We start from the raw sequence: 13,720 nt of genomic DNA, 5'->3' as shown, positions 1-13,720 counted from the left end.
CATATTGCGGACAATATTTGTGCCAAATCGTCTAGACTTCCGTTTATCAATTAGAGACGCATCAAGCGCGCATCCCATGTACGATCCTGGCAACGCTCCCAGCACTCCACCCTCCGAGCCTGGCATCGTGCCAAGCACCATCGACTTCCCTGTCGTCGGTATCGGGGCGTCCGCAGGCGGCCTGCCGGCGCTGGTCAGCGTGTTCGAGAACATGCCCGCCGTGCACGAGATGGCCTTCGTGGTCATCCTGCACCTGTCGCCCAAGCATCCGAGCTCGGCCGCGGCAATCCTGCAGCGCGCCACCCGCATGACGGTGGTCCAGGTAACATCGAAGGTGGAAATCCAGCGCGGCCATGTATACGTGATCGCGCCGAACCAGCACATGTCGATGATGGATGGGCTGCTGCTGGTCGATCCGGCCGAGCGTCCGCGCGGCAAGCACGTTGCCATCGACATGTTCTTCCGCACCCTGGCCGAGGTGCACCGCGAGCGCGCGGTGGCGATCGTGCTGTCGGGCACTGGCGCCGACGGCGCAGTCGGCATCGCGCGCGTCAAGGAGCAGGGCGGCGTGACGCTGGTGCAGACGCCTGGCGATGCCGAGCACGACGGCATGCCGACGGCGGCGATCCGCACCGGCGCGGTCGATTTCGTCCTGCCGGCCGTCGAGATCCCGCAAAAACTGATCGAACTCTGGAACAATGCGCGCAAGATCCAGATGCCGGCGCCCGGCGACGGCGAAACGCCGGTGGCCCATGTCGCCGAAGGCGACGCCGCCGTCAGTGCCGAGGACGCGCTGCAGGACATCATCGGCAGCCTGCTGAACCATACCGGCCACGACTTCCGTCACTACAAGCGCGCCACGGTGCTGCGCCGCATCGAGCGCCGCCTGCAGGTGCGCGCCGTGCAGACCCTGCCCGAATACCGCGACCTGCTCGAATCCGATCCGGGCGAGCACAAGCTGCTGCTCGACGACATGCTGATCGGCGTGACCAACTTCTTCCGCGACCGCGAAGCCTTCGAATCGCTCGAGCGCGACATCGTGCCGGAACTGTTCAAGGACAAGGGACCGAACGACGAGGTGCGCGCCTGGGTGGCCGCCTGCGCCACCGGCGAGGAAGCCTATTCGCTGGCCATGATGATGGCCGACCAGGCCGGGCTGATGGAGCATCCGCCGGCCTTCCAGGTATTCGCCTCCGACATCGACGACGGTGCGATCGACAGTGCGCGTTCCGGCAACTACCCGGCCTCGATCATCACCGACGTCGCGCCCACGCGCCTGCGCCAGTACTTCAACAAGGAAGACGACCGCTACCGCATCCGCAAGTCGCTGCGCGACCGCATCCTGTTCGCCTCGCACAACCTGCTGCGCGACCCGCCGTTCTCGCGCCTGGACATGATTTCCTGCCGCAACCTGCTGATCTACCTGAACCGCGACGTCCAGGTGCGGGTGCTGCAGACCTTCCATTTTGCGCTGAAACCCGGCGGCTACCTGTTCCTGGGCAGCTCCGAGTCGGCCGAATCGGTGTCCGATTACTTCATTCCGGTCGACAAGAAGAACCGCATCTACTGCGCGCGCGGCGGCGGCCGGCCCATGCATTACCAGAGCCCGACCTCGGCCGTGTTCGGCGCGCGCCTGCCGGAAGTGAGCCGGCTCAAGCCGCCCGGCAAGCGCCAGTTCTCGTATGCCGAGCTGCACCAGCGCGCGCTGGCCCAGCATGCGCCGCCGTCGGCCGTGATCGACAACGAAGGCAACATCGTGCACATGTCGGAAGGGGCCGGGCGCTTCCTGCGCATGGCCGGCGGCGAGCCCTCGCGCAACCTGCTGGCGCTGGTGCTGCCGGAACTGCGCCTGGAACTGCGTTCGGCGATGTACCAGGCCACCCAGAACGACGCCAGCATCGAATGCCGCCCGGTCGAACTGGGCGAGTACAAGGACCTCGGCACCGTCGCCATGACGGTGCGCCCGTTCCGCGACGACGAGGCGGCGCTCGACTTCCTGCTGGTGGTGTTCAACCGCTTCGAGCAGGCGCCTGACCGTGCCATCCCGGAGCGCCCGAACGGCAGCCACGATGTGGTGCTGGGCCAGCTCGAGGCCGAGCTGCAGAGGAAGCGCGAGCAGCTCCAGGAAACCATCGAGAATGCCGAGGTCTCGACCGAGGAGCTGCGCGCCTCGAACGAAGAGCTGCAGGCCATCAACGAGGAACTGCGTTCGGCCACCGAGGAACTCGAGACCAGCAAGGAAGAGCTGCAGTCGGTCAACGAGGAACTGGTCACCGTCAACTACGAGCTGAAGGTCAAGGTCGAGGAAACCGGCAAGGCCAACGACGACCTGAACAACCTGATCGCCTCGACCGACATTGCCACCATCTTTGTCGACAGCAGCCTGCGCATCAAGCGCTTCACGCCGCGCGCGGCCGATCTGTTCTCGATCATCGCTTCCGACATCGGCCGCTCGCTGCTCGACCTGACCCACCGCCTGGATTACGACGGGCTGGCCGAGGACGTCAGCGCCACCTTCGATACCTTGCGCCTGGTCGAGCGCGAGGTGCGCAGCAACGACGGCCGCTGCTACATCGTGCGCCTGCTGCCTTACCGCACCAACGAAGACCGCATCGAAGGCGCGGTGATGACCTTCTTCGACATCACCCTGCGCCGCCAGGCCGAGGCCCAGGCCAGCGCCACCGAAGCGCGCATGCGCATGGTGGCCGAAAGCTCGGACGACTACGCCATCGTCACCATGGATGAGGATGGGCGCGCCGCCAGCTGGAACAAGGGCGCCGAAGCGCTGTTCGGCTACAGCGAGCAGGAGATGCTGGGCCAGACGCTCGACAAGCTGTTCACGCTTGACGACCGCGACGCCGGCGTGCCGGCCGACGAGCTGCGCCGTGCGCGCGAGGATGGCCGCGCCGAGGATGAGCGCTGGCATGTGCGCAAGGACGGCAGCCGCTTCTTCTGCAGCGGCGTGACCACGCCCCTGCGCAGCGGTAACATGCACGGCTACGCAAAAATCGCGCGCGACGTCACGGCGCGCGAGCGCCAGGAGCAGGCGGTGCGCACCGACGCCGAGAACGCGGTGGCGCTGAAGGACGAATTCCTGGCGGTGATGGCGCACGAGCTGCGTCATCCGCTGAACATGATCAACATTAACGTCGAGCTGCTGGCGCGCATGCCGGAAATCCGCCATTCGCCGACCTTCCTGCGCGCCGCCTCGATCATCCGCAATTCGGTGATGAGCCAGGCGAAGATCATCGATGATTTGATGGACATGTCGCGCGTGCGTACCGGCAAGCTCTCGCTGACCATGGCGCCGGTGCTGCCGGAAATGGTGGTGCGCGCCATCGTCGAGGTGATGCGCGCCGATCCGGCTGCGCAGGATGTCGCCATCGACCTGAGCGGCAGCGCCGAGGGCCTGTACGTGATGGCCGATGCCGTGCGCATCGAGCAGGTCCTGATGAATTTGCTGAGCAATGCGATCAAGTTCACGCCCAAGGGCGGGCGCGTCGAGGTCGGCCTGGGCCGCGACGACGGCCTGCTGCGCATCGACGTGGTCGACAGCGGCCAGGGCATCGCGCCATCCTTCCTGCCGTACGTGTTCGACATGTATGGCCAGAGCGTGTCCGTGACCACGCGCACCAAGGGCGGACTCGGCATCGGCCTGGCGCTGGTGCGCGAGATCGTGGCCCTGCACGGCGGGCGGGTCGAGGCCTGGTCCGAGGGCATCGGCAAGGGCGCGCGCTTCAGCGTCTGGCTGCCGCTGCTCGACAGCCAGACGACGCCGCTGCCTGGCGAAGGCAGCCACGGCGACGACAGCATGAACGGGCTGCGCATCCTGGTGGTCGACGACATGGAAGAAATGCTCATGATCTTCAAGTCGCTGCTGGAAACGAGCGGGGCCACCGTGTTCGAGGCTACCAGCGCGCTCAAGGGGCTGGACGTCCTGGAACGCGAGCAGGTCGACCTGCTGATTTCCGACGTCTCGATGCCGGAAATCGACGGCTACGAATTCCTGCGCCGCATCCGCGCCATGCCGAAGCTGGCCAGGTTGCCTGCCATTGCCATCAGCGGCATGCGGCGCGACATCGATATCGCGCACGCCCGCGCGGCCGGTTACTCGGCCCACCTCGGCAAGCCGGTGTCGGTCGAGCGCCTGAGCGCGATCGTGCACGATCTGCTGCCGCGTCCTGCGAAGAATTGAAGCGATGGCGGCGCCCTGGGCGTCGCCGATCTTTACATTATCGGTGGTTGTATTTTACATTCCTGCGATAAGGCATTGATTTAACAACGGGTTTTTCCTCAGGTGCAAAACTTGCTTTTCTTTCGTGGTCCATCGAAAGGAGAGTCATGAGCAAGTTCACGCACCGTTTCATCGCCACCTGCCTCGGCTGCCTGCTGGCCAGCAGCGCCGGCGCCACCGTGGTAGCCAGCAATACCCGCTACGGCATCTTCGACGGCAGCGAAGGCACGCGCGGGTTGAATGTCACCTGGCACGGGTCCATCCTCGACCTGAACCTGATCGTCGACCTGGCCAAGTGCGACGACCCGCCGATCGGGCCGGGCGGCGGCGCCTGCCGCGGCTTCGGCATCCCGTATGAAGACGAGTTCCTGTTGTCGCTGGTGGCGCCGGACGGCACGACGGTCGACCTGGTGCGCGCCTACGACACCTACGAACGCGGGAATGCGGGCGCGGGCCGCGTGCGCCTGGCCTTCGACGATGAAGCATTGGAAGCGGCCGGGCCGCAGCTGGCCTCGGGCAGCTTCCGCCCGGCGGGTGCGCTGTCCGCTTTCGACGGCATGGATGTGTACGGGCGCTGGACCCTGCTGATCCAGGATTTCTTCCCGGGCGACCCGCTCGAATTCTTCTCGGCGCGGCTGGATGTGGAAGCCGATCCGCCGGCGCCGGTGCCGGAACCGGCGTCGCTGGCGCTGCTGGGGCTGGCGTTGATCGGCCTGCTGGGGAAGCTTAGCGGGCGACGATCAGCTTGATGCCGAGGGCGACGAAGACGGTGCCGGCAATCCGGTCGAGCCATTTGCCGGCGCCGGGCTTGCGGTTCAGCCAGGTGCCGATCGCGCCGGCGAAGTAGCCGAGCAGGCCGAACAGGATCGCCGCCTGGACCGTGAAAGTAACGCCCAGGGCCAGCATCTGGCCAGGCACGTTGCCGTTGGCCGGGATCACGAACTGCGGCAGCAGCGAGAGGAAGAACAGCACCACTTTCGGGTTGATGGCATTCACCAGCAGACCCTTGGTGAACAGGCTGCGCAGCGACTGCGGCGCAGCGTTGCCGTCGGCCGCCCTGGAGCCGCCCTTGCTGCGCAGGGCATTGAATCCGAGCCAGACCAGGTACAGGCCGCCGCCCACGCGCAGGACGGTGAACGCCACCGGGGAGGCGGCGATCAGGGCGCTGACGCCGAGCACGGCCAGCAGGGTATGGCTCAGGCAGCCGAGCGCGCAGCCCAGGCCGAAGGCTATGCCCTGCTTGCGGCCCCTGGACATGCCCAGGCCGAGCACCATCAGGTTGTCGGGGCCGGGGGAGGCGGTGATCAGGACGGCGGCGAGCAGAAAGCCCAGGAATTGTTCGGGTGCGAGCATGGATGATTATTCGTGAAATGAAGCAGCAGGGTGGGCGCTCCTGTGCCCACGCGTGAACGTTGCGCATTGTTGGCGTGCTTTGGGCCGTCACGATGCACACGTTACGCGTGGGCACGGAGCCCTACGATATCAAGTGTCAGTGGGCCATTCGTTAGCGATGGCCCATTTCACAAGTATTATGCCTCAGCAACGCGCCTGGCGATATGGGCCAGCGCCTCATCCACCTGGTCGATCAGGATCAGGCACAGGTCACCCTCGCCCAGGCGCTCCAGCGCGCGGTCGATCGCCACGAACTCGCCGTAGATTTCTTCCACGTGCTGCGTACGCGCCGCATTCTGCAAGCCCTGGCGCAGCAGCGCCACGACTTCGCCGTCGGCCCGCCCGCGCTGGCACTGGTCTTCGTACAGCAGCACCTCGTCGAAGGCGGCGCCCAGGATCTCGGTCTGCTGGCTGATGTCCTGGTCGCGGCGGTCGCCGGCGCCGCTGATCACCACCGAACGGCGCCTGGCCGGCATGTTCTCGACTGCCGACACCAGCGCCGCGATCGCATCCGGGTTGTGGCCATAGTCGGCAATCAGCGTCGCGCCACGGTAATCGAACACATTGAAACGCCCCGGCGCATTGTCGCTCTCGCCGACAAAGGTACGCAGGCCGAGCGCGATCTTGTCCCAGTCCAGGCCGCAGCCCCAGGCTGCGGCCACCGAGGCCATCACGTTTTCGACCTGGAAGCCGATCACGCCGCCGCGGGTAATCGGGACGTCCGCCAACGGGATGCGGTGCTCGAATTTGCCCTGCGCGCAGACGATGCAGCCATCTTCCACGAACACGGCGCGTCGGCCCTGGGCGCGGTGCATCGCCATCAGCGGCAAGTTGCCGTCCTGGGCGAAGAAAGTGACGTCGCCGCGCGTGAAGCTGGCCATGTCGGCCACGGTCGGGTCGGCGGCGTTCAGCACCGCCACGCCGCCCTCCATCACGTTCTGCACGATCACGCGCTTCAGCACCGCCAGGTCTTCCAGCGTGGTGATGTAGTTCAGGCCAAGGTGGTCTCCCGCGCCGATGTTCGTCACCACCGCCACCTGGCAGCGGTCGAAGGCCAGGCCTTCGCGCAACAGGCCGCCGCGCGCGGTTTCGAACACGGCGGCGTCGACGTCCGGGTGCAGCAGCACGTTGCGCGCGCTGCGCGGGCCGCTGCAGTCGCCGCTGTCGATGCGGCGGCCTTCGATGTACACGCCGTCGGTATTCGTCATGCCGGTGCGCAGGCCGGAGGCGGTGAGCAGGTGCGCGATCAGGCGCACCGTGGTGGTCTTGCCGTTGGTGCCGGTGACGGCCACCACCGGGATGCGGCCGTCGTCGCCATCCTGGTACAGCATGTCGACGATGGCTTCGCCGATGGCGCGCGGCTTGCCGAACGAGGGCGCCAGGTGCATGCGCAGGCCCGGCGCGGCATTCACTTCGACCACGCCGCCGTTCTGCTCCTCGATGGGTTTCAGCACGCTGTCGCACACCAGGTCGACGCCGCAGATGTCGAGGCCGATCATGTGGGCGGCGGCAATCGCGCGCGCCGCGACTTCCGGGTGCACGTCGTCGGTGACGTCGGTGGCGGTGCCGCCGGTCGACAAGTTCGCGTTGTTGCGCAGGACGACGCGCTTGCCTTTCGGCGGTACCGAGTCGGCTTCATATCCTTGCGTGGCCAGGCTGGCCAGGGCGATGTCGTCGAATCGGATCCTGGTGAGCGAGGTCGAGTGGCCGTTGCCGCGGCGCGGGTCGCGGTTCACGATGTCGACCAGTTCGCGCACGGTGTGCACGCCGTCGCCGGTGACGTTCGGCGGTTCGCGCCGCGCGGCGGCCACCAGCTTGTTGCCAATGACCAGCAGGCGGTAGTCGTGGCCCGGCAGGTAGCGCTCGACCATGATGTCGTCGCGGAATTCGCTGGCCGCATGGAAGCCGGCGGTGATCTGCTCTTTCGTCGTGATGTTGACCGTCACGCCCTTGCCCTGGTTGCCGTCCTTCGGCTTGACCACGACCGGCAGGCCGATCTCCTGGGCCGCAGCCCAGGCGTCGTCCGGATCGCTTACCGTGCGGCCGTGCGGCACCGGCACGCCGGCGGCGTCGAGCAGCTTCTTGGTCAGTTCCTTGTCCTGGGCGATGGTCTCGGCAATCGCGCCGGTGGCGTCGATCTCGGCGGCCTGGATGCGGCGCTGCTTGCTGCCCCAGCCGAACATCACCAGGCTGCCTTCGGTCAGGCGGCGGAAGGGGATGTTGCGGGCCACGGCGGCCTGCACGATGGCGCCGGTGGATGGGCCGAGGCGCACGTCCTCGTCCTGGTCGCGCAGCTGGGTCAGCGCGTCCTGCAAGTCGAAAGGCGCGTCGATGCGCGCAGCGTCGATCAGCTTTTGCGCCAGGTTCAGGGCCAGGCGGCCGACTTCTTCCTCGCTGTACTCGACCACGACCTGGTAGATGCCGGGTTCCAGCGTGGCGGTGGTGCGGCTGAAGGTGACCGGGCAGCCGGACTGCGCCTGCAGGTCGAGCGCCACGACTTCGAGCACGTGGGCCAGCGGGATGGTGTCGTCGTGGCCGAGCGGCTGCAGCTGGCCGAGCTGGGGGAAGAGGGAACGCAGGCGCGTCTCGAAGCCTTCGAGGGTGCCGATGGATTCTTCTTCCGGCGTGCAGGCGACGATCGCCTCGACCGAGGTGTGGTGGCTCCAGAGATTGGGGCCACGCAGGGCCCGTACGCGAGATACTTCCATAAAACTGTAATCCTTTAGTAGTGCCGCGCCAGTGGGCGGCGGGCGGCTGCCAGGCCTGGGTTCACAAGCCGGCCGCTCTTCTTCAATAAATGGTTTTCTTCGGCGTGGCGTCGAAGGCGCGCAGGCCGCCGCAGATCAGGTCGTGCTGCAGGCCCAGCGCCCAGGCGGCGGCGGTGGCGGCGAGCACGCTGGCCGGATGCTTGACGGTGGCCGGCTTGATTTTCGCCAGGTCGAGCAGGACGGTTTCTTCAGAGCCGTCAGCCAGCACGATGCGGTTGTCGCGTGCGAACACGGCGCGCTCGCCCTTGGCGCGGTGCGCCACGATGGCCGGATTGTGCTCGTCCATCGCGTAGAAGATCACGCGGCCATCGGACAGTTCGGCCAGCTTCACCACTTCCGGGTCGGCCGCGTTCAGCACGGCGGCGCCGCTGGACAGGATCACGTCGACCTGGCTGCGCACCACGTTGGCCAGCGCCTCGTCGTCGTTGATGTGCAGGTCGCGCACGTCGTCCAGCCGGCCCATGTCGGTCACCACGCCAACCGAGCAGCGGTCGTAGGGCAGGCCTTCGAGCAGGATGCTGCGCGCGTTCGATTCGAACACGGCTGCTTCCATGTTGCGGTTGATGAGCAGGCGTTCGCCGGCGGCAAAGCCGGTGCAGTCGCCTTTTTGCACCTGGCGGCCGTCGAGGTACAGGCCTTCGCCATTCGCCACGCCGGCGTGCTTGCCGGCCGCGTTCAGCAGGCAGCCCAGCAGTTTGGCGATCAGGCTGCTGCCCAGGGTGCCGGTGACGCCGACGATCGGAATGCGGCCGGATTCGCCTTCGGCAAACAGGTGATCGACGATGGCGGCGCCGACGTTGCGCGGCTCGCCGCCAGCCGGCTTGATGTGGGCCAGCAGGCCGGGGCTGGCATTGACTTCGATGATGGCGCCGCGCTGCTCGGCGAGCGGTTTGGAGATGTCTTCGCAGACCAGGTCGATGCCGGCGATGTCGAGGCCGACCACGCGTGCGGCCAGGGCGGCGGCGTGGGCCACGTCGGGGTGGATGATATCGGTGACATCGTCGGCCACATTCCCGTTCGGCTGGATCAGCACGCGCTGGCCGTCCTGCGGTACCGAGTCGGGCGTCAGGTTCTGGCGCTGCAGGTCGAGCAGGATCACCGGGTCCTTCGTGTCGACGCGGCCGAGCGGGAATTCCTCGCTGTCGCCGCGGCGCGGGTCGATGTTGATCTGGCTGTCGCAGAGCTGGGCAACCGTGGATTTACCGTCACCAGTCACCCACAGCGCTTCGCCGCGCGCGGCAGCGACGACCTTGCGGCCGACCACCAGCAGGCGGTGCTCGTTGCCCGGAATGAAGCGCTCGACCAGCACGGCCGTACTGTCGCCTTCCGTCGAGGCGATGGCGTAGGCCGCGTGTACGTCCGCCTCAAGCATCAAATTCAGGGTCACGCCGCGGCCATGGTTGCCGTCGACGGGTTTTACCACCACCGGCAGGCCGATGTCCTGCGCTTCTTCCCAGGCCTCGGCTGCGCTGCGCACCAGGGCGCCTTCCGGCACCGGCACGCCGCACGAGGCGAGCAGGCTCTTGGTCAGGTCCTTGTCGCTGGCGATGCCTTCGCCGATGGCGCTGGTGCGGTCGGTTTCGGCGGTCCAGATGCGGCGCTGGGCGGCGCCATGGCCAAGCTGGACCAGGTTGCCTTCGGTCAGGCGGATCGAGGGAATGCGGCGGTCGGTGGCAGCGTCGACGATGTTGGCGGTGGACGGGCCCAGGCAGTAGCGGTCGACCAGGCTTGTTAAGCGGGTGACGGTGGCGGCCATGTCGAAGGGCTCGGCGTTGATGGCGGCCATCAGCAGGCGGTGGCCGGCTTCCAGTGCCGCGCGGCCGACCACGGCATCGCGCGTGCGGAAGGCCATCTTGTAGACGCCATGCTCGCCGGTGGAGCGGGTCTTGCCGAAGCCGGTCTTCATGCCGGCCAGGTTCTGCAGCTCCAGCACCACGTGCTCGAGGATGTGGCCGGCCCAGGTGCCGCCCTCCAGGCGCTCGATGAAGCCGCCGCGTTCGCCAACGCCGCAGCGGTGTTCGATCAGGCCGGGAAGCCAGGCCGTCAGGCGCCCGGTGAAACCAGGCAGTTTATCCGAGGGGAAGTCTTCCAGCTCGCCGATGTCGAGCCAGGCCTCGATGACCGGACGGTAGGTCCAGATGTTCGGGCCGCGCAAATGCGTCACACGGAGAAACTTGATGTCGTTCTTTTTCGTCATGTATCGATGTCTTGCCGCCGGTGTCTGCACGACTACCATATTGGCGTTGCCTATGTTTTTCTGCCTGTGCGCTACCGCACCCAAACACGGTGCTGTGGATCGCATTGTGTATACTCGTCGCCCGAATCCAGCCTCGCTCCGGCTTCCCGGGCACCGTGCCAGGGTATTTCTACCCGCCGGCGACGAATATTTCCTCGTTCTACGTAAACCGCTGAGCCGGTCACTGCGTTACTCCTCTATTCAGAACTTGCCTGACCAAGGCGGCATCACACAATGACAACTCAACAACTTGCTGTTCCGACCACACTGGCGGTTGCCAGTTTCCTGCCCGATGCGTGGCAGGATGATGTTCGGAAACAGCTTGCACCAGGGGAAAACGTTTTAAGTAGCGTAGAGGTTGACCTCGATGCGAAATTACGTTTTGTGAAGGGACTCCTGGTCGTGACCGACCGCCGTTTGCTGAGCCGCGCCCCTGGCGAGACCGCCTGGCGCGACTGGGCCTACCGCCCCGGCCTGGCGCTGCGCCACCACGACCATGCCGGCGTCGGCCACCTGGAGCTGGTGGATGAACAGGCGCGGCTGGCATCCTGGCGCTTTACCCTGGGCCAGAATTTGCACGCCATCCGCGTGGTCGACGCGTTTGCCGACCAGCTCAAAAGCGTGGTCAGCGGCGTGGCCGTGCAGCCGCCCGAGAGCCACACCTGCCCAAGCTGCAAGGCGCCGCTCGAACCCGACCAGGAAGATTGCCCGATCTGCACCAAGGTGCTGCACACGCCGCCGTCCACCTGGACCCTGTTCCGCCTGTGGCGCTTCGCCCAGCCGTACAAGGTGCAACTGCTGGTGGGTTTCCTGCTGATGCTGGGCTCGACGGCGGCGCACATGATTCCGCCCTACCTCACCAAGCCGCTGATGGACAATGTCCTGATCCCGTACCAGAACGGCCAGACCATCGACGACTCGCTGGTCTGGCTGTACATGGGCGGCCTGTTCGGCGCCTCGATGCTGGCCTGGGCCCTGGGCTGGGGCAAGACCTATGTGCTGGCGCTGGCGTCCGAGCGCATCAGCGCCGACTTGCGTTCGACCACCTATGAGCACCTGCTGCGGCTGTCGCTCGAATACTTCGGCGGCAAGCGCACCGGCGACCTGATGAGCCGCATCGGCAGCGGCTCGGACCGGATCAGCGTCTTCCTGTCGCTGCACCTGCTCGACTTCCTGTCCGACGTGCTGCTGATCATCATGACCGGCGTGATCCTGTTCTCGATGAACCCATGGCTGGCGCTGGTGACCCTGGTGCCGCTGCCCTTCATCGCCTGGATGATCCATGTCGTGCGCGACCGCCTGCGTACCGGCTTCGAGAAGATCGACCGCGTCTGGGGCGAGGTCACCAACGTGCTGGCCGATACGATTCCCGGCATCCGCGTGGTGAAAGCGTTCGCGCAAGAAAAGCGCGAAGCGGCGCGCTTCCGCGAGGCGAACAAGCACAACCTGGCCGTCAACGACAAGCTGAACCGGGTGTGGTCGCTGTTCTCGCCGACGGTGTCGCTGCTGACCGAACTCGGTTTGCTGGTGATCTGGATCTTCGGCATCTGGCAAGTGTCGCAGGGCGACATCACGGTCGGCACGCTGACCGCCTTCATCGCCTACAGCGGCCGTTTCTACGTAAAACTCGATTCGATGAGCCGCATCGTGTCGGTGACGCAAAAATCGGCCTCGGCCGCCAAGCGCATCTTCGATATCCTGGACCACGTGTCGAGCGTGCCGGACCCGGCGACGCCGGCCAAGGTGCCCGAAGTGCAGGGCAACATCGAGCTGCGCGAAGTCGGTTTCCGCTACGGTAACCGCGCCGTGAACCGCGGCATTTCGCTCAACATCAAGGCCGGCGAAATGGTCGGCCTGGTCGGCCACAGCGGCTCGGGCAAGAGCACGCTGGTCAATTTGATCTGCCGTTTCTACGATGTGGCCGAAGGCGCGATTTTGCTCGATGGCGTCGATATCCGCTCGTTTGCCGTGGCCGATTACCGCCGGAATATCGGCCTGGTGCTGCAGGAGCCTTTCCTGTTCTTTGGCACGATTGCCGAGAACATCGCCTACGGTAAACCACACGCCACGCGCGAAGAAATCATCGCTGCCGCACGCGCCGCCCACGCCCACGAATTCATCCTGCGCCTGCCGCAGGGCTACGATTCAATGGTGGGCGAGCGCGGCCAGGGCCTGTCGGGCGGCGAGCGCCAGCGCATTTCGATTGCGCGCGCACTCCTGATCGACCCGCCGATCCTGATCCTCGACGAAGCGACGTCCTCGGTGGACTCGGAAACCGAAAAGGAAATCCAGAAGGCGCTCGACAACCTGGTGCAGGGCCGCACCACCATCGCCATCGCGCACAGGCTCTCCACGCTGCACCGCGCCGACCGCCTGGTCGTGCTCGACCGCGGCGTGGTGGTGGAAGAGGGCAGCCACGACGAACTGATGGCGCGCGAGGGCGCCTACCACCGCCTGTATGAAGCGCAGGCGCGCAATGTCGACCAGGACATGGACGACGCCGAAAAGGACGATTAAGAATGAGCAATTTGATTCAGCTGCGCCGCGATGCCTTCGGTAAACTGGTGTTCACGAGCGCCGAAGGAGAAGACTTCGTTGGCGTGATCCCGGTGCGCGCCTTTCCGATCCAGGCGCCCACGCGCGGCATTTCGCTGGTGCGCGAAGGCGGCAAGGAAGTGGCCTGGATCGACGACCTGGCCGACCAGCCCGACGACATCCGCGCACTGCTCACCGAGGAACTCGAAGGACGCGAATTCATCCCCGAGATCGAGACCATCCGCAGCGTGTCGAGCTTTGCCACGCCCTGCACCTGGTATGTGAAGACCGACCGCGGCGAGACCGAGTTCGTGCTGAAGGTGGACGAGGATATCCGGCGCGTGGGCGAGGCTTCGCTGCTGATTGCGGACAGCCACGGCATCAACTTCCTGGTGCGCGACATGTTCAGGATCGACAAGGGAAGCCGGAAGATCCTGGATCGGTTCCTGTAAGGTTTTCGGCGCACAACACTGCGCAACGTTCCGCATGGGCACGGGGCACCTGGCGCGGCCCATGCCCATGCTACGTATCCATCGGCCCGGGACTTCGGATGCC

7 protein-coding genes are annotated in these 13,720 nt (G+C 66.0%); 4 read left to right on the top strand and 3 right to left on the bottom strand.

The annotated features are described in order from the left end of the window. The first annotated feature begins 76 nt into the window (after window positions 1-76). Window positions 77-4,195: a CheR family methyltransferase gene (locus tag QWL29_RS15120; protein ID WP_305823709.1), complete on the top strand. Its 4,119-nt coding sequence runs from the start codon at window positions 77-79 to the stop codon at window positions 4,193-4,195. 146 nt (window positions 4,196-4,341) lie between these two features. After that, the gene (locus QWL29_RS15115) at window positions 4,342-4,983 is read left to right on the top strand and encodes a PEP-CTERM sorting domain-containing protein (RefSeq protein ID WP_305823708.1); all 642 of its coding nucleotides are present in this window, start codon (window positions 4,342-4,344) and stop codon (window positions 4,981-4,983) included. Here the strand turns inward: QWL29_RS15115 and QWL29_RS15110 are convergent. The 3 genes from QWL29_RS15110 to QWL29_RS15100 form a co-directional block, all read right to left on the bottom strand. After that, window positions 4,961-5,587: a LysE family translocator gene (locus QWL29_RS15110; protein ID WP_305823707.1), complete on the bottom strand. Its 627-nt coding sequence runs from the start codon at window positions 5,585-5,587 to the stop codon at window positions 4,961-4,963. The two genes, QWL29_RS15115 and QWL29_RS15110, sit on opposite strands and share 23 nt — an antisense overlap. A gap of 176 nt (window positions 5,588-5,763) precedes the next feature. Further along, window positions 5,764-8,334: a cyanophycin synthetase gene (gene cphA, locus QWL29_RS15105; RefSeq protein WP_305823706.1), complete on the bottom strand. Its 2,571-nt coding sequence runs from the start codon at window positions 8,332-8,334 to the stop codon at window positions 5,764-5,766. A gap of 82 nt (window positions 8,335-8,416) precedes the next feature. After that, window positions 8,417-10,591, bottom strand: coding sequence for a cyanophycin synthetase (locus QWL29_RS15100; protein WP_305823705.1), 2,175 nt, complete (start codon window positions 10,589-10,591; stop codon window positions 8,417-8,419). Between the two features lie 273 nt (window positions 10,592-10,864). On the opposite strand from QWL29_RS15100, the gene QWL29_RS15095 reads away from it, so the two are divergent. Beyond that, entirely contained in the window at window positions 10,865-13,147 is a 2,283-nt protein-coding gene (locus QWL29_RS15095) for a cyanophycin metabolism-associated ABC transporter (RefSeq protein WP_305823704.1), read from the top strand. A 2-nt stretch (window positions 13,148-13,149) separates the two neighbouring features. Next, a complete protein-coding gene (locus QWL29_RS15090; protein WP_305823703.1) occupies window positions 13,150-13,617 on the top strand; it encodes a cyanophycin metabolism-associated DUF1854 family protein in 468 nt (155 codons plus the stop codon). The last annotated feature ends 103 nt before the right edge of the window (window positions 13,618-13,720 follow it).

It is taken from the genome of Massilia brevitalea, from assembly GCF_030711405.1.
Lineage (GTDB): Bacteria > Pseudomonadota > Gammaproteobacteria > Burkholderiales > Burkholderiaceae_D > Telluria > Telluria brevitalea.
The sequence above is the reverse complement of the archived record's forward strand: the minus strand, read 5'-3'. Positions and strand labels throughout refer to the sequence as shown.